The sequence below is a fragment of the Bacillus sp. CHD6a genome (assembly GCF_001293645.1).
Taxonomy (GTDB): Bacteria; Bacillota; Bacilli; order Bacillales; family Bacillaceae_I; genus Sutcliffiella_A.
Window position 1 is genome coordinate 33,458 of record NZ_LBMD01000028.1, and the last position, 24,227, is coordinate 57,684.

Here is a 24,227-nt window from a genome sequence, read left to right on the forward strand (position 1 = left end):
CCAAGGAAAGCGAAGCCTAGTGCGGAAATTAAAAGCGGCGTTTAACAGACTTTTAATTCAGGGGGAGTAACAGAATGCGATTAGATAAATTTTTGAAAGTATCAAGGATCATTAAGCGTCGTACGCTTGCAAAAGAAGTAGCAGAGCAGGGACGCATCTATATCAACAATGTCCAAGCTAAAGCGAGCAGCAATGTAAAAGCAGGAGATGAATTAAAAATCCATTTTGGCCAAAAAATTGTGACTGCTTCCGTTGATAACATTCAGGAAAATGCCAAAAAAGAAGATGCAGCCATGATGTACACCATCGTGAAAGAAGAAAGAGTAGAACAAACAGAAGAGTAACGGACAGGCATGTTCTAAAAAATTATCCCTCTCATATACATGTACTATCTTCAAGTACTAGATAGGTGAGGGATGAATATGAACCAATACTATGATTCAAATCAAGGAAATAAGCAGACTGTCCAAGAGCAAGACATCGTGATGAGAAGTCGCAGAATGTTGGATATCACCGGTGTAAAGCAAGTGGAAAGTTTTGATAACGAAGAGTTTTTATTAGAAACAGTGATGGGATTTCTCTCTGTCAGAGGCCAAAATCTCCAGATGAAAAACCTGGATGTAGAAAGTGGCGTCGTCTCGATCAAAGGAAAGATTATGGAAATTATTTATTTAGATGACCAACAGGCGGAGAAAGCTAAAGGGTTCTTTAGTAAGTTGTTCAAATGACACTTAGCACCCAGCTTTATACAATGCTTGCCATGATTGGGATGGGGGCATGGCTTGGAGCGGCCATCGATACGTATGGACGTTTTCTGAAACGGGAAAAGAGAGCCAAATGGATTGTGTTTATTCATGACATCCTCTTTTGGCTCTTGCAAGCCCTTATTGGCTTTTATGTATTGCTGAGAGTAAATGAAGGAGAAATTCGTTTTTATATTCTCATTGCACTCGTGTGTGGCTTTGCAGCTTATCAAAGCTTATTCAGATATTTTTATTTAAGCTTACTGGAATCCATCATCCAACTTGTCATCAACTTGTATCGTTTCTTGGAAAAAATGGTGAAAATGCTGATAGTGAAGCCTATTCAACTATTAGTACAAGCCCTTATCGTATTATTATTAGGTATTTGGAAGTTTCTTTACTCGACCATTCGCTTTCTGCTGTTGCTTTTATGGCGGATTGTTAAAATTTGTTCCTTACCATTTAAGTGGATTCTTATGCTAGTATGGAAGTTGGTCCCGAACGTAGTGAAAAAATATTTACACATTGTTTTGAAAAAACTTGAAGGATTTTTCACACTAGTAAAGAATAGGAAACATAGTATAATAAATAGAGTAAAAAACTTTTGGAAAAAGCGCTAGGAGAGGAATGATAAGATGAGCGCGGCAAAAGATGAAAAGGTAGCAAAAATCCATTCCGATTATTCCAAACAAAAACAGGACCAGCAGTTGAAACAACAGAAAAAACGCCGTGGGCTTTATCGCCGTTTATCATTATTCTTTTGTTTAGCATTAGTCTTTGGAATACTAATGGGTAAAACACTCTTAGACCAACGAGCTATTCTTCAAGAAAAAGAAGATAGAAAAGAAGTTGTCGCACAAGAGCTGGCAAAACTGAAAAAAGAACAACAGCGTTTAGAAGAGGAAATTGTAAAACTGAACGATGATGATTATATTGCGAAGATCGCACGTAGAGATTATTTCATGTCAGAAGAGGACGAAATCATCTTCAATATGCCGGATGATTCGTCGTCAGATTAGTCGTCATATTGACACCTCAATTTTGCTCTAGGTATAATGGTAGGTAAAGTGATTTATTTTTTATGATTTTAAGGAGGAGCATTTTTTTTATGTCAATCGAAGTAGGCAGCAAGTTACAGGGAAAGGTAACAGGAATAACTAATTTTGGTGCGTTTGTTGAATTGCCAGGAGGAACAACTGGTCTTGTCCACATCAGTGAAGTTGCAGACAACTATGTAAAGGATATCAACGACCATCTTAAAGTTGGTGACGAAGTACAGGTGAAAGTAATCAACGTGGAGAAGGATGGCAAAATTGGCCTATCCATTAAAAAGGCAAGCGACACTTACCGTGAGCCACAACCACGTTCTGCTGCACCATCACAACGTCCGAACAACAATCAACAACGCTCAAATCAACGCCCACCACGAGGAAGAAGAGAAGAATTCAAACCAAAGGAAAACTTCGAACAAAAGATGGCAAGATTCTTGAAAGATAGTGAAGATCGTTTATCTTCCCTGAAGCGCAACACGGAATCAAAACGTGGAGGTCGTGGAGCAAGTAGAAAGTAACTTGCTGCTGAAAATCTCATATATATAAACGTAATGTTTGAGCACGCCCTGAATTTTTGGGGTGTGTTTTTTGTTTTGCAGGGGGAAAATTGTAGAACAGTTGATTTCCGTTCCAGGCGCTTCGCTTGCCTGCGGGCGGTCCGGGAGCCTCCTCGGCTTCGCTTCGCCTGTGGGGTCTCCCCTGTCCCTTCCTCCCGCGGGCGTCTTCGCGCCTTTCACTGCAATCAACTTAGGTTATGCATTTAGCAAAGGGGCAGTTACCTTAACTTAAGTTGCTATAATGGATATATCTTTTTTATGATGGAAATATCAGTTTTACAATGGATATATCCTTTTTGCAATGGATATATCGACACTACAATGGATATATTCCATTTACGATGGATAAACGAATATTCACCCTGAATCTGAACAGTTGGAACAGTTAATATGGATGGATCTACCCCAAAATGAAAAGAAAGTTACCCAAAACCACTTAAATAAGTTCTACAAACACAAAAAAGCTGCCACAATTTCAGATATTGTCTGAAGCTGTGGCAGCTTTTATCATTATGACCCATACGGGATTCGAACCCGTGTTACCGCCGTGAAAGGGCGGTGTCTTAACCGCTTGACCAATGGGCCTTATAAAGTTGGTAGCGGCGGAGGGAGTCGAACCCACGACCTCACGGGTATGAACCGTACGCTCTAGCCAGCTGAGCTACACCGCCAAATTTATAAGTAATGCATTTAGATTCACTGGCGCCAATGTTACTGGCCTGTGTCCCTTCCTCTGCAAGTAAAGCCAGGAAGTGAATCCGTCGGGACAACTCGAAGCAAATTCGTAGAAGTGTCGCTCGTCGCTACACCGCCAAATTAATAAGTAATACAATAAGAAATTAAAAATCTCTCACAAGACACAAGAATTATCATACTAACTTATCATTCATATGTCAATACATTTTAAAAATGTAAGAATTATTAGAACATTATCCTAGCAATTACCTATATAATTTACAAAAACTGATGAGAGTGGTTAGCAAATGCGATGATTTTGTGACAGCTTTTCCCTCTTTTCCTTGTAATAAGTCGAACACTTCTTTGGTTCTGGGCGGTTCTTTTGACAAATCTTTTCCTTTTGAGCTTGTATAATGACCCCAATAGATAAAATATGGGAGTGGATATCATGCAGGGACTAGAAAGAGATTTGGGGGAACCGGTTTCCAATCTTCAGTTTGGGAAAATCAAAAAAACGTTAATCAAGTCAATGCATTCGGCGAAAACGAAGCTTACGACCATCCTTTTTCACCAAGGATTTCTTTTAGTCTTTATCGGTTTTTTGTTGGGACGAGCCTTGATCTTAAATGAAATTACACCTTTTGCGTTACCGTTTTTCGCAGCTGTGTATTTCTTGAAAAAGAAACGGGCTGGACTCACGTTGATTGCCTTAATGGTTGGGTCGGCCACCATCTCGGCGTTGACAGCCGCTTATGTGTTGGGTGGGATGATATTATTTGTTCTTCTCTTCAAGTGGGCACAGGCATTAAAGATAGAGCCACTAAAGTCTATGCCGTTCCTAGTCTTCCTCTCGGCTTTTCTCTCCAAAACAACGATGATTTATTTTACAACAGGAATTGTGACATATGATTGGCTGATGATTGGAGTAGAGGGGGGACTTGGATTTATCCTCACACTTATTTTCTTCCAGAGCTTGCCGCTTATCACAATGAAGAAAAAGCGACAGGCGTTTAAAACAGAAGAAATTATCTGCCTCATTATTCTATTCGCTTCCGTTCTGACAGGGACCATCGGTTGGACAGCCTATGATCTTTCTGTTGAACATATATTATCTCGTTATCTTGTGTTAATTTTTGCATTTGTTGCTGGGGCCACCATTGGTTCGACAGTAGGCGTGGTGACAGGTCTCATTTTAAGCTTAGCTACTGTATCCAATTTATATCAGATGAGTCTGCTGGCTTTTGCCGGTCTGTTAGGAGGGTTGCTGCGTGAAGGAAACAAAATTGGTGTTTCGGTGGGACTGCTTCTAGGCACATTACTTATTGGCATTTATGGGGATGGGATGACGCTGATTGTTCCTACCATTATGGAGTCGATGGTAGCTGTTGCACTCTTTCTGCTAACACCACAAAGAGCTATCGCTAATTTGGCTAAATCCATTCCAGGAACAGCTGAACATACAGCAGAGCAACAGCAATACATGCGGAAGATCCGTGATGTAACTGCCAATAGAGTGGAACAATTTTCACACGTTTTCCAAGCGTTATCCAATAGCTTTTCTAAATTTCAATTTGAACACCCTAATTCGGAAAAAGAAGTGGATCTCTTTTTGAGCAATGTTACAGAGAAAACGTGTCAAAATTGCTTTAAAAAAGAGCAGTGTTGGACACAAAATTTCCAGAAAACCTATGATTATATGACACACTTAATGGAGGATACAGAGGAAGGCACCATTAGCCTGAATGTCAAATTGCAAAAGGAGTGGGATCGCCATTGCGTAAAATCGGAAAAGGTAAAAACCGTGATCAAAAACGAGCTAGCCCAGTTTCACGCGAGTGAGAAACTGAAAAAGCAATTAATGGAGAGTAGGAGGTTGGTAGCGGATCAATTGATGGGAGTATCACAAGTAATGGAGGACTTTGCAAGGGAAATTCAGCGAGAGAGGGAGAATCATTATGTTCAGGAAGATCAAATATTAGATGCCCTCCAAGCATTCGGTATTGAAATTGAACAAGTGGAAATTTACAGCGTCGAGCAGGGGAATGTGGACATTGAAATGACCGTTCCATACTGCGAAGGGCGTGGTGAGTGTGAAAAACTCATCGCTCCGATGCTTTCAGATATATTGCGAGAGAATATTATTGTCAAAAAGGAAGAATGTAATTCAGATAACAATGGGTACTGTCATGTATCATTCGGCTCTGCAAAAGCGTTTGTAGTCGACACAGGCGTTGCGCATGCCGCTAAAGGAGGAGGACTGATATCAGGGGATAGCTATTCCACCATAGAATTAGGTCACGGAAAATACGCCATTGCCATTAGTGACGGGATGGGAAATGGTGAGCGCGCGCACTATGAAAGTAAAGAAACTTTAAAGTTGCTTCAAGAGATTCTACAGTCTGGAATCAAAGAAAAAGTAGCCATCAAATCGGTTAACTCGGTCCTATCATTAAGGACGACCGATGAGATATTTACTACGCTCGATCTAGCAATGATTGACCTTCAAGATGCATCTGCCAAGTTTTTAAAAGTTGGTTCGACTCCAAGTTTTGTGAAGAGGGGAGATAAAGTAATTAAAATTGAAGCAAGTAATCTACCAATGGGGATTATTCAAGAATTCGATGTGGACGTCGTGAGTTCCCAGTTAAAAGCTGGTGACCTACTAATTATGATGAGCGACGGAATTTTTGAAGGACCAAAACATGTAGAAAACTATGATTTATGGATGAAGCGAAAAGTATCCGAAATCCGTACCGACGACCCGCAAGAAATGGCAGATATCATAATGGAGGAAGTCATTCGGACAAGATCAGGTCAGATCCAGGACGATATGACGGTTGTGGTAGCAAAAATAGAGAGGAATATTCCGAAATGGGCAGCCATTCCTGCCTATCACTATCTATCCAAAAACCAAGGAATGAAGGAGGCGCTTTAAATGTTGAAAACTTTAACTAAAATGGTAACGGGTCTTGTGAAAGAGATGGGTAGCCGTCGTGAGGTTGTGGAGGAAGTGCCGGAGAGCCTAACTGTTGGTGTGGTGCCGGTTAGGCCGACGAATTTACTTGGGAGGCAGGTTCTGAAACTGGCAATGAATGCGGAAATCATGTTCAGAAGAGCCGCCAATGAGTCAGATAATGCCAGAACCATGATGTGGAGAAAGCAAAACATGCTGGCAGTGATTGCAAGAAATTTGACGGAAAAAGAGATCATTGCCTTAACGGGTATGAAAACAACGAGCGCCGATGGAAAAGGAAAGATTCTAGCAGTAATGCCGAATAAAGCAAAGGGAGTCAAGGAACGAATAGTACACCTTTCAAAACTGCCAAACAACTTACTGGCTGATTACAAGTTTGCACTATCTCTTTCTAGTAAAAAGGAAGTGGTTGGGCTGAACACCTCTTAGAAGGTAAATTGTCTAATAAAGGTATAAATTAAGTGCGTCTCGTCCATGATGGCTAATGTATATTATACGCATTAGGAGGGGACGAAACGTGTATAAAGGAACGTTAAAACAAATCTTATTAATTACAGATGGATGCTCAAATTCAGGGGACGACCCAATTGCCATGGCAGCCCTTGCGAAAGAACAGGGTATCACAGTAAATGTTATTGGGGTGATGGATGAGGATACAATAGATGAAAGAGGAATGCAAGAGATAGAGGGGATCGCAATGTCTGGTGGCGGAGTCAGTCAAATTGTGTATGCCAAGAACTTATCTCAGACAGTCCAGATGGTGACCAGAAAAGCGATGACCCAGACATTACAGGGGGTTATTAATAAGGAGCTTCAACAAATATTGGGTTCCGAAACTTCCATGGAGGACCTTCCACCTGAGAAACGCGGGGAAGTGATGGAAGTAGTGGATGAACTGGGTGAAACGGTTTCCCTGCAGGTGCTGATTCTTGTCGATACTAGTGCTAGCATGAAGTCTAAGCTTCCAACCGTCAAGGAAGCACTATTGGACTTGGCACTAAGCTTGAATGCAAGAATTGGTGATAACCAGTTTTCAGCCTTTGTTTTCCCGGGAAAACGCCAAGAAGTGGAGAAGATCTTAGATTGGACACCGAAGTTGGAATCGCTGTCCAGTATTTTTCCGAAGCTATCGACAGGCGGGATCACGCCAACAGGTCCTGCAATTCAAGAAGCCATTCCTTATTTTAAAGAAACACGTAACCTGAGGAGCTTGATTTCCGATGATGAACAATACTTTGAAGAATCCGGTAGGTAACCTGCCTCAAGGGACGACCATTATCGGAAAATGGCATAAAGAGAGATACACCATTGTCAGAACACTCGGGTACGGTGCGACGGGGTATGTATATCTAACCAGGAGTTCAAAGGGATTAGCTGCATTAAAAATAAGTGAAAACAGCATGTCCATCACTTCTGAGGTTAATGTCCTGCGTCATTTTTCGAAGGTCCAAGGGTTCTCCCTGGGGCCTTCTTTGTTAGATGTAGATGATTGGGAGAGGCAAAACCTTGGAGGAAAACAGACTTTTTCCTTTTATGTGATGGAGTTTCTTGAAGGGGAACCTCTTTTCTCTTTTGTGCAAAAAAGGGGAATGGAATGGGCTGGTATTCTAATACTTCAATTGCTGACAGATCTTGAAACGCTTCATCGTGAAGGTTGGGTGTTTGGAGATTTGAAACCCGATAATCTCATTGTAATGGCCACCCCTCCCAAAGTACGTCTTGTGGATGTTGGCGGCACGACCCAGCATGGCCGGGCTATTAAAGAATTCACAGAGTTTTTTGACCGGGGGTATTGGGGACTTGGTTCTAGGAAGGCAGAAGCTACTTACGATTTATTTGCCGTAGCAATGATCATGATTCACATCTGTTACCCAAAACAATTCCAAAAGAACGGAGAGGGGGGAGAAAAACAACTAGGAGAGCAAATTGACAAAAACGCTTGGTTAAAAAGGTATAAGGTTGTCCTGATGAGAGCGTTAGCGGGTGAGTATTCTTCTGCACAAGAAATGAAGAGCGGTATGCTTTCTGTCATGAGCCAACGAAAACCAAGCGCTTCACCAAAGGCGTCGGTACAGCAAACAGTAAACAACAAAGCTAAACAACGAACTGCCCCAAGTTCAAGTCGAACAGCTAGAAGAAGTGCTAGTACACAAAGTCAGCCTGTACCACAAAAAGCTACAAGCAAAGGGTGGATGGAAACTGCCGTGCTTTTATCGGTCATTCTGTTTGCATATTTCTTCTATTTATACGGTCAGATAATGTAGGTACACGCGTTTTGCGGTTGTGTACGGGGGTATAAAGCAGTATGGATGTTTTTGGATAAGCATCTATTTTTGCAGGAGAAGAAGTCAAATGGTAGGATAAAATAGAAATTATACGCGTAGATTAAAGGAATGGGTACACACTATGTGGGAGACTGTCTCGACATTCATAGATAAATATGACTTGCTGCCAGCCAATTCGACTGTGGTGGTTGGTGTCAGTGGGGGAGCAGATTCCATGGGTTTGCTTCATTATTTAGATTCCATTAAAGAAGCTAACCGTCTGAAGCTAATAGTAGCCCACGTCGATCATATGTTTCGAGGGGCGGAATCCGAAGAGGATATGAAGTTTGTAAAGCAACATTGTGAAAAAAGGAGTCTTCTTTTTGAAGCAGAACAAATTAATGTGTCTGCCTATCAAAAAGAGAAAAAGCTCACCGTACAAGTTGCAGCAAGAGAATGCCGCTATGCTTTTTATGAAAAAGTGATGAAGAAATATCATGCTGACTTCCTTGCGCTCGGTCATCATGCAGACGATCAGGTGGAAACCATTCTGATGAGACTTGGAAGGGGATCTTCTATGACTGGTTACGCAGGGATACTTCCTAAACGGGCCTTTAGGGATGGAGTGATTATTCGTCCGCTCTTGACGGTAACAAAGGATGAAATCATGGAATATCTAACTGTCCATGACGTTCCATTCAGGCATGACCCCAGTAATGACAAGGATACCTACAGAAGAAACAGGCTGCGGCATCACATTCTACCCATTTTGAAGGAGGAATTCCCTGGACTTCATGAGAAGTTTCAAGCTTTCAGCAACCAAGTACAGGAGAACGAACAATACATAGGGGCGTTAATGGAAAAGGAATGGATTCCCGTTATTAAGAGTAAAGCAAACGATAGAGTACTATTGGATACCAAACCATTGCTTTTAATGGCTAAACCTTTACAAAGGCGTGGGATTCAACTAATATTAAACTATCTCTATAATAATGAAATTCCTCCATCTCTTTCCTCTATACATATTGATAATTTATTATCCTTATTGGAAAGTGAACACCCTTCTGGAAGGCTGCATTTCCCAAATGGCTTACAGGTTATCAAATCCTATAATGAATGCACAATGACATTTGATAAGGATGAACGTGATAAAGCCTACAGGCATATGCTTGAAGTCCCTGGTAATGTGGTGCTGCCAACCGATTTTATGATCACCAGCGAGATTCGGACACAAGAAAAACCTCAAGATGTCAAAGAAAATCAAGCTGTGATTGATTTATCGAAGGTCGCTCTTCCGCTATATGTGAGAACCCGTTACGACGGCGATCGAATGAAATTGAAGGGGACAAACGGTTCCAAAAAAATCAAAAGCATCTTCATTGAAGGTAAAATACCTCTTGAACAAAGAGAAATATGGCCTTTAATTGTCGATGCCAACCATGAGATTTTGTGGATACCCATGCTTAAACGTTCCACTTTTGAAGCAAACGAGGAAACGATGGGTCCTGTTTTAGTATTAACTTGCAAAACGAGTCAAAAAGTCTGGGAGGCAACAAAGAAATGAACAAAGATATCGAAAAAGTACTCTTTAGTGAAGAAGAGCTTCAAGTAAAGGTTAGAGAACTAGGTGCACAATTAACTGAGGATTACAGTGATCGTTTTCCTTTGGCAATTGGTGTGTTAAAAGGTGCCATGCCTTTCATGGGTGACCTTATCAAACGTATGGATACATATTTGGAAATGGATTTCATGGACGTTTCAAGCTACGGAAACTCCACTGTTTCCTCTGGTGAAGTAAAGATCTTAAAAGACTTAGATACTTCAGTAGAAGGAAGAGACATCCTGATTATTGAGGACATCATCGACAGCGGATTGACGCTAAGCTACTTAGTGGAATTATTCCGCTACCGCAAAGCGAAATCCATCAAGATTGTTACACTACTAGACAAACCAAGTGGAAGAAAAGCTGATATCACAGCTGACTATGTTGGATTCATCGTACCAGATGAATTTGTTGTAGGTTATGGACTTGATTATGCTGAAAGATATCGCAACCTTCCGTATATCGGAGTATTAAAACCTGAAATTTATTCTAACGTAGAAGAATAAGCTATCCCAATACAGATTCCTTGAATTGGATTAATTTACTATGTTACTATTGGTTTAGTTTGGCTATCGTGGGAGGAGGTAAGGGATGAACAGAATATTTCGTAATACCATCTTTTATTTATTAATATTTTTAGTGGTCATTGGTGTTGTGAGCTTTTTCAATAGCCCTAACACGAGCGAAAAACCGATCACCTATAATACATTCATCCAGAATCTTGAAGAAAATAAGGTGAAGGAATTCACCATTCAACCAACGCGTTCGGTGTATGAAGCGCGTGGTAAGTTGGAAGGCGCTAAAGAAGGAGAGACTTTTGTATCCGTATTTCCTAATAGCGCAAGTGCCTTAGAACGTGTAGAATCTATCGCTCAAGAGCAGAAGATTCCTATGACAGTAGATCCGGCGGAAGAAACGAGCGGTTGGGTAACCTTCTTTACTTCCATCATTCCTTTTGTCATTATTTTTATCTTATTCTTCTTCTTACTGAATCAAGCGCAGGGCGGCGGAAGTCGTGTCATGAACTTTGGTAAAAGTAAGGCAAAGCTGTATAGCGAAGAGAAGAAAAAAGTTAAATTTAAAGACGTTGCCGGTGCAGATGAGGAAAAGCAAGAGCTTGTCGAGGTTGTGGAATTCTTGAAAGATCCACGCAAATTCTCCGAGCTTGGTGCACGTATCCCTAAAGGGGTTCTGCTTGTTGGACCTCCTGGTACAGGTAAAACGTTACTAGCAAGAGCGGTTGCGGGAGAAGCTGGCGTTCCATTCTTCTCCATCAGTGGATCTGACTTTGTGGAAATGTTCGTCGGGGTCGGTGCATCCCGTGTACGTGACCTTTTTGAAAATGCGAAAAAGAACGCTCCATGTATCATTTTTATCGACGAGATCGATGCAGTAGGTCGCCAACGTGGCGCAGGCCTAGGTGGAGGTCATGATGAGCGTGAACAGACTTTGAACCAATTGCTTGTTGAAATGGATGGTTTCGGAGCGAATGAAGGAATCATTATCGTTGCCGCAACGAACAGACCGGACATTCTTGACCCGGCATTATTGAGACCTGGTCGCTTTGACCGTCAAATCACGGTAGATCGTCCTGACTTAAAAGGCCGTGAAGCGGTACTGAAAGTCCATGCAAGAAATAAACCTATCGATGAAAGTATCAATATGAAGACCATTGCGATGCGTACCCCTGGATTCTCCGGGGCGGATCTTGAAAACTTGTTGAATGAAGCGGCACTTGTTGCTGCAAGACAAGATAAGAAGCATATCGATATGTTGGATATTGATGAGGCAATTGATAGAGTAATTGCTGGACCTGCTAAAAAGAGCAGAGTGATCTCTCAAAAAGAGCGAAATATCGTTGCATACCATGAAGCGGGCCATACTATTATCGGTGTCGTATTGGATGAAGCTGATACGGTACATAAAGTGACAATCGTACCTCGCGGGCAGGCTGGCGGTTATGCGGTCATGCTTCCAAAAGAAGATCGTTACTTTATGACTAAACCAGAGCTGTTAGATAAGATTACAGGTCTATTGGGTGGTCGTGTTGCAGAGGAAATCACATTCGGCGAAGCAAGTACTGGTGCCCATAATGACTTCCAACGTGCAACAGGAATAGCGCGTAAAATGGTAACCGAATACGGAATGAGCGAAAAGCTTGGTCCACTGCAATTTGGTCAGGCTTCAGGAGGGCAAGTTTTCCTTGGTCGTGATATTCAAAATGAGCAAAACTACAGTGATGCCATTGCACACCAAATTGATATGGAGATTCAACGTTTCATCAAAGAGTGTTATGAAAGAGCGAAGCAAATTCTTACCGAAAACCGAGATAAGCTGGAGCTTGTAGCACAAACACTATTAGAAGTTGAAACACTTGATGCAGATCAAATCAAACACCTATATGACAAAGGGAAGCTTCCAGAACTTCCTACAAAGCTTGATGGTGGCGAAGATGTGAAAGTGAATATCAACTCTAAAAAAGATGAAAATAAAACTGAATCAACTGACACAAACAAACCTGAATAACAAAAAGGTGCCTGGAGTAAAATCAGGCACCTTTTTTTGTGATCCAAAGTGTTAAATAGAATTAGCCCTGTTGACTGAAGTGCAGGGTTAGACTCCTGTTTCTAGCTGTTGATTGGAGCAAAAGGCGAAGACTCCTGAGGGAGATAAAGCTAGCTTGAGACCCCTCAAGCTTTGCGAGGAGGCTCAAGCACCTTCCCTAGGAAAGCGAAGCCATTTGCTTAAATTAATAGCTGCGTTTGATAAGATCCTAAACTAGAATATTGTCGAATCATGATTTCCCAAGGAATAATCATTTCTATTGGGTCACTTAGGTTACCATATAGTATAATGAAACTAATTTTAAAGCATGGTGGGGATATAAATGTTATTTGTGTTAGATGTCGGTAATACCAATACCGTAATAGGTGTATATGACGGAGAAGAATTAAAGCATCACTGGCGTGTCGAAACAAGCCGTAATAAAACAGAAGACGAATTTGGGATGATCTTTAAATCCCTCCTTGAACATGTGGGCTTGAGTTTTAAAGACTTTGAAGGAATCATCATTTCTTCCGTTGTGCCGCCAATCATGTTCTCCCTGGAGAGAATGTGTCAAAAATATTTTCATCTGAAACCTTTAATTGTCGGACCAGGAATTAAAACAGGTTTAAACATAAAGTATGAAAATCCTAGAGAAGTTGGAGCAGACAGGATTGTTAATGCGGTCGCAGGGATCCATCTTTACGGAAGCCCATTAATTATTGTGGACTTTGGGACTGCAACCACGTATTGCTACATAAACGAGGACAAGCAATATATGGGTGGCGCAATCGCACCAGGAATCAGCATTTCTACAGAAGCACTTTATTCACGTGCTTCCAAGCTTCCTAGAATAGAAATAGCAAGACCAGATGGAGTAATTGGTAAAAACACCGTAAGTGCGATGCAAGCTGGTATTCTTTTTGGCTATGTTGGTCAAGTTGAGGGTATCGTAAATCGTATGAAGAGACAAAGTGACGTTACGCCTAAAGTTATTGCTACTGGTGGCCTTGCTGCGCTTATTGGTAATGAATCAGATGTTATTGATATCGTAGATCCTTTTTTAACGTTGAAGGGACTGCATTTGATTTACATGAAAAATACTAAAGAGGATTGAAATTCGAAAGGAGCTAACTAACATGTCAGACTATCTCGTAAAAGCTTTGGCTTTTGAAGGCCAGGTACGTGCATATGGAATTAGAACAACAGAAACCGTGGGAGAAGCTCAACAACGCCATCAGACATGGCCAACAGCTTCTGCTGCATTAGGACGGGCGATGACTGCTTCCGTCATGATGGGTGCAATGTTAAAGGGAGAAAATAAACTTACCGTGAAAATTGATGGCGGTGGTCCAATCGGGGTAATTTTAGTCGACAGTAATGCAAAGGGGCAAGTTCGAGGCTATGTTACAAACCCGCAAACGCATTTTGACTTAAATCAGCACGGTAAGCTGGATGTAGCACGTGCGGTCGGAACCAATGGAACGCTTTCTGTTGTTAAAGATCTCGGACTTAGAGAACATTTCTCTGGTCAAACAGAATTAATATCAGGAGAACTTGGAGAGGATTTTACTTATTACCTTGTTTCTTCTGAACAGGTCCCATCTGCAGTCGGAGTGGGTGTACTTGTTAACCCCGACAACACGATTCTTGCATCAGGAGGATTTATCATTCAGCTTTTACCTGGAACATCAGAAGAGACGATTACATTAATTGAAGAGAAAATCAACAATATGACTCCTGTTTCTAAGTTAATTGAAAGAGGCTTAACGCCAGAAGAACTTCTGACAGACATTCTTGGTGAAGAAAATGTTAAGTTCCTCGAAACCATGCCGATTGAATTCAAATGTACATGCTCAAAAGAGCGTTTTGAACAAGCGATTATCTCCTTGGGAGAAAAGGAGATAACAGAAATTATCGAGGAAGACGGTCAAGCGGAAACACACTGTCATTTCTGTAATGCGAAGTATCTTTTCAGCAAAGAAGAATTAGAGGCAATGAGGGAGCAAGTAAAAGGCTAGGGGGCACATATGAATCAAAAGCGGAGATTAAAACAAAAGTGGGTATGGAATATCATCTTTGGTCTTGTGATTATAAATTGTCTCACACTAGCTGTAGTGGTAAAACAGAGCTTCTCGTTAAAAGAGGGAGCGTTTGTAAATGGTCAAGCCAATATTGTTGCAACAGTTGGAGATACCGTCATTACGAGGAAAGATATGTTAGAGGAACTAGAAGGCATGTATGGCCAGGAAATGCTGACAAAAATGGTCAATAATGAAGTGGTAAAACAAATTGCCAAGAAATACAAGGTGACAGTATCAGAACAGTCGGTCGACAGAGAATGGAAAATGATTAAAACGATGTACAGCCGTTCTCCTATGCATACAAATACTTCTGAAGAGCTTGTGAAGGAACAGATTCGTTCTAGCTTATTGCTCGAAGAATTACTTGTTAAAGATGTCTCGATTCCAGAAACAGAACTCGAAAGCTATTATCAAGAAAACAAGCAGCTATATACAATAGAGGATTCTTTTCATCTCTCCCATATTCTCGTAGAAACCAAGGACGAGGCGGACACCGTTGTAAAAGAATTAAAAGATGGATCCAATTTTACATCTCTTGCAATGGAAGTCTCAACGGATGAATTGACGGCAAATCAAGGAGGAGACCTTGGATTTTTAACACATGAATCGCAAGTCTACCCGACGGTCTATATGACAGAAGCTGCAACCCTAAAAGAAAAGTCGTGGAGCGATCCTATTTCTGTTGACGGAAAGTATGCAATCATCTACCTTCATGAAAAAATGGACGGAGTAACATATTCCTTTAAAGAAGTAAAAGACCAGATAAGACGACACCTTGCCATGGAACACATGGACGGTTCAGTAGATGCCTCCATATTCTGGGACGAGGTTGGTGTGGAGTGGAACCTTCCCTCTGCACAATAGGTCGAACTAAATAAATTGACAATTCAGATTTAATGGTGTTAAATGGGATTAATCCGACCAAAACACTAAGTTTTAAAGACAGGGGGAAAAATAAATGGTACGAGTAGCAAATTCTATCGATGAGTTAGTCGGGAATACTCCCGTCGTAAAGCTAAATCGAATGGTAGAAGAAGACATGGCAGATGTGTATTTGAAGCTTGAATTTATGAATCCTGGCAGCAGTGTTAAGGATCGTATCGCCCTAGCCATGATTAACGCTGCAATAGAAGACGGTAAGTTAAAAGAAGGCGACACCATTATCGAGCCAACAAGTGGAAACACTGGAATCGGACTCGCAATGATTGCGGCAGCTAAAGGCTTAAAGGCTATCTTGGTCATGCCTGAGACGATGAGTTTGGAGAGAAGAAATCTCCTTCGTGCATATGGAGCAGAACTAGTGCTTACACCTGGTCCGGAAGGTATGGGTGGAGCGATTAGAAAAGCGGAAGAGTTGGCAAAAGAAAAAGGGATATTCATGCCGCAGCAATTTAATAATCCTGCTAACCCTGAGATTCACCGTAACACGACAGGCAGAGAAATTGTAAAACAATTCAGCGGCGGTCTTGATGCGTTTGTTTCCGGTATCGGAACAGGCGGAACTATAACAGGTGCGGGGGAGGTCTTAAAGGAGGCATTCCCAGGGATTAAGATTGTAGCTGTCGAGCCTGCGGATTCCCCGGTGCTTTCTGGTGGAAAACCAGGGCCTCACAAAATTCAAGGGATTGGTGCAGGATTTGTACCCTCGATTTTAGATACAAACATCTATGATCAAATTATTACAGTCAAAAATGAAGAGGCATTTGAATATGCACGCCTTGCTGCTAAAAGTGAAGGTTTGCTTGGAGGTATTTCTTCTGGAGCTGCCATTTCTGCGGCACTGCAAGTGGCTAAGGAGCTAGGCAAAGGCAAAAAGGTCCTGGCAATCATCCCTAGTAACGGGGAACGATATTTGAGTACTCCATTATATCAATTTGAAGAATAGGTTATCTTAAGGGGAACAGTCTGTTGAGCTGTTTCCCTTTTCTTTTATCGTGCATCAGAGTCTAATTTTCATGTAATATAAGGGTAGTATGCAATTTAGGAGCGTGACTGCAAGAATGCAAAAGGTGCCTGTAGGAATTAAGCTAACGTTAAATGAAGATCAATGGTTTAAAAAATATAAAGCACTTGCAAAGGACAAGCCTTATCATGTCTTGTTGGAGAGTGGACGTGGGGGGAGATATCATATTATCGGATTGGACCCAATTGCCTCCATTCAAGGGAAAGGACAAGAGCTGCACATTGATTATCTGGATGGAAAAAAGGAAAAGCGAATGGGCAATCCTTTATCATTATTACAAGCTATCATTTCTGAGCGATCTATTAAGAAACTACAAGGATTTCCTGACTTTACAGGAGGAGCTATTGGGTATTTGACTTATGATTGTGTCAGATATATTGAGCGTATACCGGAAATAGCGGTGGATGACTTGGCCTTGCCTGATCTTTACTTTTTGTTATTTGATGATGTGTTCGTATATGACAAGCAAGAAAGCGTGCTTTATTTAATTGGACATTCAAATGAAGGTCAAGAACACACCACCAAAACCCGACTCGAGCAATATAAAAAGCAATGGGAACAGCCTGTGGAAGAAGCTAGCTATTCCTATTCACCAGAAAGACAACCTATAGAAAACAGAGAAGTCTCTTTTACAGAAGAGGATTTCAAAAAAGCTGTGAAAAAAGTTCAAGCATATATTGCACAAGGTGATGTATTTCAGGTCAATCTTTCTGTTAGACAGGCAGAGCCACTAATGACTCATCCGATGGAAGTCTACAGCTCTTTGAGAAAGATTAACCCTTCTCCATATATGGGGTATTTGCAGTTCCCTGGTTTTCAGCTAGTCAGCGGTTCCCCGGAACTTTTAGTCAAGAAAAAAGGTAATGTGGTTAGTACGCGGCCAATCGCAGGCACCAGATCCCGCGGTAAGACAGACGAAGATGATCGCAAGCTTGCACAAGAGCTGATTGATAATGAAAAAGAGCGTGCCGAACATGTCATGCTAGTGGACTTAGAGCGGAATGACCTGGGCCGGGTATGTGAGTACGGCACGGTAGAAGTGAATGAGTTCATGGCTATCGAAAAATATTCGCATGTCATGCACATTGTCTCCAATGTTCAGGGTGAATTGAAAGAAGGAAAGGATATTTCCGATATCATCGAGGCTACCTTCCCAGGAGGTACGATAACGGGTGCGCCCAAGGTTAGGACGATGGAGATCATAGAAGAACTTGAGCCAGTAAGACGTTCTGTATATACTGGTTCCATAGGGTGGATTGGCTATGATGGAGAAATGGAATTGAATATCTCCATCCGGACAATGATTGCAAAAGACGGCATGGCTTATGTACAGGCGGGTGCTGGAGTAGTCATTGATTCTGTGCCGAAGCGGGAATATAAGGAATCCTTAAAGAAAGCCGCAGCCTTATGGAAAGCGAAAGAGCTGAGTGAAGAAGAGTTAAAAAAACGAGCAGAGGTGAGAGTATGATTTTAATGATTGATAATTATGATTCATTTACGTACAACTTGGTGCAATATTTAGGAGAGCTTGGAGAAGAATTAGTGGTAAAGCGAAACGACGAAATTACTATTGAAGAGATAGAAGCGCTTAATCCTGAGTTTTTAATGATATCTCCTGGTCCTTGTTCGCCCAATGAGGCAGGAATTAGCTTAGAAGTAATCAAGCATTTTGCCGGTAAAAAACCAATCTTTGGAGTATGCCTTGGTCATCAATCGATTGCTCAAGTGTTTGGCGGAGATGTGATACAGGCGGAAAGATTGATGCATGGCAAGACATCTGAAATGCATCATGATGGAAAGACAATTTTCCGTACCTTGGCTAATCCATTTGTTGCAACAAGATACCATTCTTTGATTGTAAAAAAGGAAACCCTTCCGGAGTGCTTTGAAATAACGGCATGGACAGATCAGGATGAGATAATGGCCATTCGCCACAAAGAGCTTCCAATAGAAGGAGTTCAATTTCACCCAGAATCCATCATGACCTCTGTAGGGAAAGAATTATTGCGTAACTTCATTTCAACCTACTCTACCAAAAAGGTATAACATGATTGTTTATAAAGACGGAAGCTGGCAACCGATAGAAGAGACAAACGTTTCAGTTATGGATCATGGTTTTCTTTACGGAGTGGGGCTTTTTGAAACATTCCGGACGTATAACGGCATCCCGTTCTTGTTTTGCGATCACCTGAAACGTTTAAGGGCCGGGTTAGAGTCGGTATATATAGAGTGGCACCATTCAGATGAGCAGTTATATAAATTGGTAACAGAAGCATTGGAGAAAAACGGTTTAACGGATGGTGTAATCAGACTGAATGTTACAGCCGGTATCAGTAACTGGGGGCTTCCCACAGAAACGTACGGGGCCCCGTCCCTGTTGTTGTTTACAAGGCCTGTACCTGAACACACTGCAACAAGTAAACAAGCTGTAGTTTTAAAGCGGAGACGCAATACCCCTGAAGGTGATACGAGGTTAAAGTCTCACCACTATTTAAATAATCTTTTAGGAAAAAGGGAATTAGGGACTAAGCTGAATGCAGAGGGGATCTTTCTCACACAGGAAGGCTTTGTGGCAGAAGGACTTGTTTCCAATGTTTTTTGGATAAAAGGGGATAGCGTCTATACCCCGAGCATTTCGACAGGGATTTTAGATGGAGTGACGAGAAGGTTCATTCTACACTTATGCGCCCTTCTCAATCTGGACGTCAAAGAAGGGGAGTTCCCCCTAGAAAACCTTTTAGGAGCGGATGAGGTATTCATCACCAACTCCACCCAGGAAATAATCCGCATTTCTAAACTTGACGACACAGTATTTCCAGCGGTGAAGACATCGTGGTTGACTTGTCTAAACAATTTATATAAACAGAGTACAGAACAGCAATTGATGACCTATCAACAGGTAAAGAAGGTAGATTGGAAAAATGGGAAATACAAACTTATATCAAACGAAGCTGATATGTGGACCATATAACTTGCCACTTGGTGAAAGAACTTTAATTATGGGGATCTTGAATGCCACGCCAGATTCTTTTTCCGATGGAGGCAAATACAACGAAGTAGAAAGCGCAGTATTGCGTGCAAAGGAACTCGTCGAACAAGGGGCCGACATCCTTGATATTGGGGGGGAATCCACTAGGCCCGGCGCGGAGCAGGTGAGTCTGGAAGTGGAGCTGGAGCGGGTCATTCCAGTTATCCAGGCGATATCCAAGGAAGTGCAAGTGCCCATCTCCATTGACACCTATAAAGCTGAAGTGGCAAGGCAGGCAATTCAGGCAGGAGCCCATATTATCAATGACGTATGGGGGGCAAAGGGAGACCCTGATATGCCTGCTGTTGCAGCTGAGCTTCAAGTACCGATCATTCTTATGCAAAATCGGAAAGAGCGGGACTATCACCAGTTGATTCCGGATATGATCAGTGACTTGTTTGAGAGTATTACATTGGTCAAGCGTGCCGGGGTAAAGGATGAAAATATTATCTTGGACCCCGGGATAGGGTTTGCTAAAACATATGAAGATAATATCAAAGTGATGCAAAAACTCGAACACTTCCATACGCTCGGTTATCCACTTCTCCTAGGCACATCTAGAAAGAGGTTTATCGGCCATGTGTTAGATCTTCCGGCGGAGGAAAGAATGGAAGGGACCGGGGCCACGGTGTGCCTTGGCATACAAAAAGGCTGCCACATTGTCCGTGTACATGATGTAAAAGAGATAGCACGTATGGCAAAAATGATGGATGCCATGCTTTATGAAGGAGGGCTGACCTATCGATAAGATATATGTAAATCAGATGCAATTCTACGGATACCATGGCGTATTTCCGGAAGAAACAAAACTAGGCCAACGGTTTATGATTGATTTGACAGTGGAACTTGATCTATCCCATGCAGGCAAATCTGATGACCTTACACAATCCGTCAATTATGCGGACCTCTATAATACTTGCAAAAAAGTAGTCGAGGGTGAAACGCATAAATTAGTTGAAACCGTTGCGGAGAGGATCGCAGAGGAGATCTTGTCATCCTTTGAACGTATTAATAGTTGTACCATCAAAGCCATTAAACCAGATCCGCCGATCCCTGGACATTATGAATCTGTAGCAGTAGAAATTACGAGAGGACGTACCTAATGCATAGAGCCTATATTGCCCTGGGTTCCAACCAAGGAAACCGTGCCCGGTACCTTCAAGATGCAGTGGACAAAATCCATCAACATGACAAGATAATAGTAGAGAAGGAATCATCCATCTACGAAACAGATCCTGTCGGCTATACAGAACAGGACAAGTTTTTAAATATGGTAATTAAAGTTAAAACGCAATTGACATCTGGTGATTTATTAAAGGTATTACAAGGATTCGAGCATCTTTTTGGTAGAAAAAGAGAAGTGCGCTGGGGTCCGCGTACTTTAGACCTTGACATTTTATTGTATAACCAAGAAAATATTGAAACAGAAGAGCTTATTATCCCACACCCAAGAATGTGGGAAAGAGCTTTTGTTTTTGTTCCTTTAATGGAGATCGCGGATAGTAAAGATCTGCCCATAGAGATAGATAGAAAAGAACTACTTGCACAACAAGATAGAGAAGGGGTACATGTATGGAAGCCGAGAAGTGGGGAAGACGTATCCGGGCTTACCGAAAGCTGAAGGGATATACCCAAGAATCATTTGCAAAAAATCTTCATATATCAGTCTCTGTTTTAGGAGAAGTTGAACGGGGAAACCGCGTTCCTTCACAAGAGCTAGTTCAGTCGATTGCCGAGGAACTAAATATTTCGGTTCAGGAACTAGAACCACCAGAACTAACAAGGGAGGAGGTCAAAAACTGATGTTAAAGATCGGCAATATCACCATGAAAAATCAAGTGGTCTTAGCACCAATGGCTGGAGTATGTAATGCTGCATTCCGTCTGACAGTGAAGGAATTCGGAGCAGGCCTTGTCTGTGCCGAGATGGTAAGCGATAAAGCGATTCTCTATAAAAATGCCAAAACGATGGGCATGCTTTATATTGATGAACGTGAAAAACCACTGAGCCTTCAAATCTTCGGAGGCGAGAAAGATACCCTGGTCGAAGCGGCGAAATTCGTGGACAAAAACACAACAGCAGACATCATTGATATAAATATGGGATGCCCGGTACCCAAGATCGTTAAATGTGATGCAGGTGCCAAATGGCTGCTGGACCCGAACAAAATTTATGAGATGGTGGCAGCTGTTGTAGATGCAGTCGACAAGCCTGTAACGGTTAAAATGCGCACAGGCTGGGACGAAGATCATATCTTTGCCATTGAAAACGCCCGTGCCGTTGAGCGCGCAGGTGGGCAAGCGGTAGCGGTCCATGGTCGTACTAGAGTCCAAATGTATGAGGGACATGCAGACTGGGACATCATCAAGCAGGTAAAAGAGTCTGTCAACATTCCCGTCATCGGAAATGGAGATGTTCAAACTCCTCAGGATGCTAAAAGAATGCTTGAAGAAACGGGGGTCGACGGTGTCATGATTGGACGCGCGGCACTCGGGAATCCTTGGATGATCTACAGTACGGTACAGTACTTAGAAACAGGAAAGCTTGTTGAAGATCCATCTGTGCGTCAAAAAATGGATGTATGTAAGCTACACCTTGATCGTCTCATCGACCTTAAAGGTGAAAATACAGCAGTGCGCGAAATGCGTAAACATGCAGCGTGGTACCTAAAAGGCATCCGTGGCAATGCATTAGTCCGTAACTCTATTAACGAGTGCAACACGAGAATGGATCTAGTAAGTTTGCTTGATAACCTTGTAGAAGAGTCTGAGGAAAAAGAAGCAATGACTTCTCAAGCGATCTAAATTACGCTAGGCGACAGTACCCCTAAAACACGATCGAACTGCCAGTAAGTTGCTACTGGCAGTTTTAGCTTTATTTATAGTTGGAAAGTCTATATGATAGATAAAAGAAAAGCTGCTACATAAATGAGTAGATAAATTACTAGTTGGAGTTGAATAGAATGAGTCAAGAAGAATTGAACTTGAATGATCAATTATTGGTTAGGAGAGAAAAATTACAAAAACACCGAGATAAAGGGTTAGATCCGTTCGGAGCTAGATTTGAGCGTACAAATGATTCTAAAGAATTGATTACCCAATACGGCGAAATCGAAAAAGAACAGTTAGACGAACAGGAAATTGCTGTAACCCTTGCCGGTCGTATTATGACAAAGCGCGGTAAAGGAAAAGCGGGTTTTGCACATATCCAGGACCTTACTGGCCAAATCCAATTGTATGTTCGTAAAGATGCAGTAGGAGAAGAAGCATATGAAATCTTCAATTCAGCAGATATCGGTGACATTGTCGGAGTAGCAGGTTTTGTTTTTAAAACAAAAGTAGGTGAGCTTTCTATTAAAGCGACTTCTTTTGAACTGCTAACAAAAGCGTTGCGCCCGCTGCCTGAGAAATATCACGGACTTAAAGACGTGGAACAACGTTACCGTCAACGCTATCTTGACCTAATTACAAACCCAGAAAGCAGAGAAACATTCATTGCACGTTCTAAGATCATCCAAGCAATGCGCCGCTACCTGGACGACCATGGCTATCTGGAAGTGGAAACGCCAATGATGCACTCTATTGCCGGCGGAGCATCAGCACGTCCGTTTATTACACATCACAACACATTGGATATGACTCTATTCATGCGTATCGCCATCGAGCTTCACCTAAAACGCTTGATTGTCGGCGGCTTAGAGAAAGTCTATGAAATTGGCCGTGTATTCCGTAACGAAGGTGTATCCACTAGACATAACCCGGAATTCACCATGATTGAACTATATGAAGCATACGCAGACTATAAAGACATCATGAGCCTTACAGAAAACCTTGTTGCTCACATCGCCAAGGAAGTATTGGGCAGCACGAAGGTTCAGTATGCCGACAGCGAGATTGACCTGACACCTGAGTGGAAGCGACTGCACATGGTTGACGCTGTCAAAGAAGCAACAGGCGTAGACTTCTGGCAACAGATGACAGACGAAGAAGCTCGTGGTCTTGCAAAAGAACACGGCATTCAAATTACAGAACATATGCAGTTCGGTCATATCTTGAACGAATTCTTCGAGCAGAAAGTAGAAGAAACGCTTATTCAACCTACATTCATTTACGGGCATCCAGTGGAAATATCTCCACTAGCCAAGAAAAATGCAGAAGATCCACGCTTCACTGATCGTTTTGAATTGTTCATTGTTGGCCGCGAGCATGCTAATGCCTTCACTGAGCTTAACGATCCAATCGATCAAAAAGAGCGTTTTGAAGCGCAACTTAAAGAAAAAGAGCAAGGTAATGACGAAGCACACGAAATGGATCACGACTTCATTGAGGCGCTTGAGTACGGTATGCCGCCAACAGGTGGACTGGGAATTGGAATTGACCGCCTTGTTATGTTATTGACAAACTCTCCTTCTATTAGAGATGTACTGTTATTCCCACAAATGAGACATCGTTAATTCGTACAAGTAACGTCGCACTGTAGAATAAACAGTGCGGCGTTTTTAATATAGAAAAACAAGAAAATAGCGCACTGAATAATATGACTATTACAACATTATCAATTAACGAAAATAATTTAAAAAACCTATTGCCTTTGTAGTCTGGCGATGGTATATTAATATTCGTTGTCACAAACGACATCGTTTCTTCTAAAAAAAGAATTGAAAAAAGTTGTTGACACAAACCAATTGATTTGGTAAGATAATAAAGTCGCCTTGAGAGAGATGACAGAGTAAATGAT

At 41.8% G+C, this 24,227-nt stretch carries 25 protein-coding genes and 2 tRNA genes; 25 read left to right on the forward strand and 2 right to left on the reverse strand.

Annotated features, from left to right (window positions below; translation table 11 throughout):
* The first annotated feature begins 74 nt into the window (after positions 1–74).
* The 5 genes from AAV98_RS16930 to AAV98_RS16950 all read left to right on the forward strand — a co-directional run bounded on the left by AAV98_RS16930 (position 75) and on the right by AAV98_RS16950 (position 2,313).
* Positions 75–344, forward strand: coding sequence for an RNA-binding S4 domain-containing protein (locus AAV98_RS16930; RefSeq protein ID WP_060666715.1), 270 nt, complete (start codon positions 75–77; stop codon positions 342–344).
* Positions 345–422: 78 nt separating this feature from the next.
* Positions 423–728 (forward strand): sporulation protein YabP, encoded by a 306-nt coding sequence (yabP, locus tag AAV98_RS16935; protein WP_060666716.1) that lies wholly within the window; start codon positions 423–425, stop codon positions 726–728.
* Positions 725–1,363: a spore cortex biosynthesis protein YabQ gene (gene yabQ / locus AAV98_RS16940; RefSeq protein ID WP_060666717.1), complete on the forward strand. Its 639-nt coding sequence runs from the start codon at positions 725–727 to the stop codon at positions 1,361–1,363. Before yabP ends, yabQ begins: the two co-directional genes overlap by 4 nt.
* Before the next feature lie 15 nt (positions 1,364–1,378).
* Entirely contained in the window at positions 1,379–1,762 is a 384-nt protein-coding gene (locus AAV98_RS16945) for an FtsB family cell division protein (protein WP_060666718.1), read from the forward strand.
* 89 nt (positions 1,763–1,851) lie between these two features.
* Positions 1,852–2,313 (forward strand): S1 domain-containing RNA-binding protein, encoded by a 462-nt coding sequence (locus AAV98_RS16950; protein ID WP_060666719.1) that lies wholly within the window; start codon positions 1,852–1,854, stop codon positions 2,311–2,313.
* A gap of 552 nt (positions 2,314–2,865) precedes the next feature.
* Here AAV98_RS16950 and AAV98_RS16955 read toward each other — a convergent pair.
* Together AAV98_RS16955 and AAV98_RS16960 are read right to left on the reverse strand one after the other, a co-directional pair.
* Positions 2,866–2,937 (reverse strand) — tRNA-Glu (locus AAV98_RS16955).
* Positions 2,938–2,946: 9 nt separating this feature from the next.
* Positions 2,947–3,023 (reverse strand) — tRNA-Met (locus AAV98_RS16960).
* A gap of 455 nt (positions 3,024–3,478) precedes the next feature.
* On the opposite strand from AAV98_RS16960, the gene spoIIE reads away from it, so the two are divergent.
* The 20 genes from spoIIE to lysS all read left to right on the forward strand — a co-directional run bounded on the left by spoIIE (position 3,479) and on the right by lysS (position 23,943).
* Positions 3,479–5,965: a stage II sporulation protein E gene (gene spoIIE, locus AAV98_RS16965; protein ID WP_060666720.1), complete on the forward strand. Its 2,487-nt coding sequence runs from the start codon at positions 3,479–3,481 to the stop codon at positions 5,963–5,965.
* On the forward strand, positions 5,966–6,433 hold the full coding sequence (locus AAV98_RS16970; RefSeq protein ID WP_060666721.1) for a hypothetical protein: 468 nt from the start codon (positions 5,966–5,968) through the stop codon (positions 6,431–6,433).
* A gap of 55 nt (positions 6,434–6,488) precedes the next feature.
* A complete protein-coding gene (locus tag AAV98_RS16975; RefSeq protein ID WP_060666722.1) occupies positions 6,489–7,259 on the forward strand; it encodes a vWA domain-containing protein in 771 nt (256 codons plus the stop codon).
* The gene (locus AAV98_RS16980) at positions 7,225–8,268 is read left to right on the forward strand and encodes a protein kinase domain-containing protein (protein ID WP_060666723.1); all 1,044 of its coding nucleotides are present in this window, start codon (positions 7,225–7,227) and stop codon (positions 8,266–8,268) included. The genes AAV98_RS16975 and AAV98_RS16980 overlap by 35 nt, the downstream gene beginning before the upstream one ends.
* 142 nt (positions 8,269–8,410) lie before the next feature.
* Positions 8,411–9,832: a tRNA lysidine(34) synthetase TilS gene (gene tilS, locus AAV98_RS16985; protein ID WP_060666724.1), complete on the forward strand. Its 1,422-nt coding sequence runs from the start codon at positions 8,411–8,413 to the stop codon at positions 9,830–9,832.
* Positions 9,829–10,377 carry a hypoxanthine phosphoribosyltransferase gene (gene hpt / locus AAV98_RS16990; protein ID WP_060666725.1) on the forward strand — a complete coding sequence of 183 codons (549 nt, stop codon included), beginning with the start codon at positions 9,829–9,831 and terminating at the stop codon, positions 10,375–10,377. Before tilS ends, hpt begins: the two co-directional genes overlap by 4 nt.
* 85 nt (positions 10,378–10,462) lie before the next feature.
* Entirely contained in the window at positions 10,463–12,397 is a 1,935-nt protein-coding gene (ftsH, locus tag AAV98_RS16995) for an ATP-dependent zinc metalloprotease FtsH (RefSeq protein ID WP_060666726.1), read from the forward strand.
* Between the two features lie 361 nt (positions 12,398–12,758).
* Positions 12,759–13,532 carry a type III pantothenate kinase gene (locus tag AAV98_RS17000; RefSeq protein WP_060666727.1) on the forward strand — a complete coding sequence of 258 codons (774 nt, stop codon included), beginning with the start codon at positions 12,759–12,761 and terminating at the stop codon, positions 13,530–13,532.
* 22 nt (positions 13,533–13,554) lie between these two features.
* Positions 13,555–14,436 carry an Hsp33 family molecular chaperone HslO gene (gene hslO / locus AAV98_RS17005; RefSeq protein WP_060666728.1) on the forward strand — a complete coding sequence of 294 codons (882 nt, stop codon included), beginning with the start codon at positions 13,555–13,557 and terminating at the stop codon, positions 14,434–14,436.
* 9 nt (positions 14,437–14,445) lie between these two features.
* Complete coding sequence (locus tag AAV98_RS17010) at positions 14,446–15,363, forward strand: peptidyl-prolyl cis-trans isomerase (RefSeq protein ID WP_060666729.1); 918 nt, start codon at positions 14,446–14,448, stop codon at positions 15,361–15,363.
* A 94-nt stretch (positions 15,364–15,457) separates the two neighbouring features.
* Positions 15,458–16,384: a cysteine synthase A gene (gene cysK / locus AAV98_RS17015; RefSeq protein ID WP_060666730.1), complete on the forward strand. Its 927-nt coding sequence runs from the start codon at positions 15,458–15,460 to the stop codon at positions 16,382–16,384.
* A 115-nt stretch (positions 16,385–16,499) separates the two neighbouring features.
* Complete coding sequence (pabB, locus tag AAV98_RS17020; RefSeq protein ID WP_060666731.1) at positions 16,500–17,930, forward strand: aminodeoxychorismate synthase, component I; 1,431 nt, start codon at positions 16,500–16,502, stop codon at positions 17,928–17,930.
* Complete coding sequence (gene pabA, locus AAV98_RS17025) at positions 17,927–18,508, forward strand: aminodeoxychorismate/anthranilate synthase component II (RefSeq protein WP_060666732.1); 582 nt, start codon at positions 17,927–17,929, stop codon at positions 18,506–18,508. The genes pabB and pabA overlap by 4 nt, the downstream gene beginning before the upstream one ends.
* Before the next feature lies 1 nt (position 18,509).
* The gene (pabC, locus tag AAV98_RS17030) at positions 18,510–19,433 is read left to right on the forward strand and encodes an aminodeoxychorismate lyase (protein ID WP_060666733.1); all 924 of its coding nucleotides are present in this window, start codon (positions 18,510–18,512) and stop codon (positions 19,431–19,433) included.
* The gene (gene folP / locus AAV98_RS17035) at positions 19,384–20,238 is read left to right on the forward strand and encodes a dihydropteroate synthase (protein ID WP_060666734.1); all 855 of its coding nucleotides are present in this window, start codon (positions 19,384–19,386) and stop codon (positions 20,236–20,238) included. The genes pabC and folP overlap by 50 nt, the downstream gene beginning before the upstream one ends.
* A complete protein-coding gene (gene folB / locus AAV98_RS17040; RefSeq protein WP_060666735.1) occupies positions 20,231–20,593 on the forward strand; it encodes a dihydroneopterin aldolase in 363 nt (120 codons plus the stop codon). The genes folP and folB overlap by 8 nt, the downstream gene beginning before the upstream one ends.
* A complete protein-coding gene (folK, locus tag AAV98_RS17045) occupies positions 20,593–21,111 on the forward strand; it encodes a 2-amino-4-hydroxy-6-hydroxymethyldihydropteridine diphosphokinase (protein ID WP_060666736.1) in 519 nt (172 codons plus the stop codon). The genes folB and folK overlap by 1 nt, the downstream gene beginning before the upstream one ends.
* Complete coding sequence (locus AAV98_RS17050; protein ID WP_060666737.1) at positions 21,063–21,293, forward strand: helix-turn-helix domain-containing protein; 231 nt, start codon at positions 21,063–21,065, stop codon at positions 21,291–21,293. The genes folK and AAV98_RS17050 overlap by 49 nt, the downstream gene beginning before the upstream one ends.
* Positions 21,293–22,294 (forward strand): tRNA dihydrouridine synthase DusB, encoded by a 1,002-nt coding sequence (dusB, locus tag AAV98_RS17055; RefSeq protein ID WP_060666738.1) that lies wholly within the window; start codon positions 21,293–21,295, stop codon positions 22,292–22,294. The genes AAV98_RS17050 and dusB overlap by 1 nt, the downstream gene beginning before the upstream one ends.
* Before the next feature lie 158 nt (positions 22,295–22,452).
* Positions 22,453–23,943: a lysine--tRNA ligase gene (lysS, locus tag AAV98_RS17060; protein ID WP_060666739.1), complete on the forward strand. Its 1,491-nt coding sequence runs from the start codon at positions 22,453–22,455 to the stop codon at positions 23,941–23,943.
* Positions 23,944–24,227 lie beyond the last annotated feature (284 nt).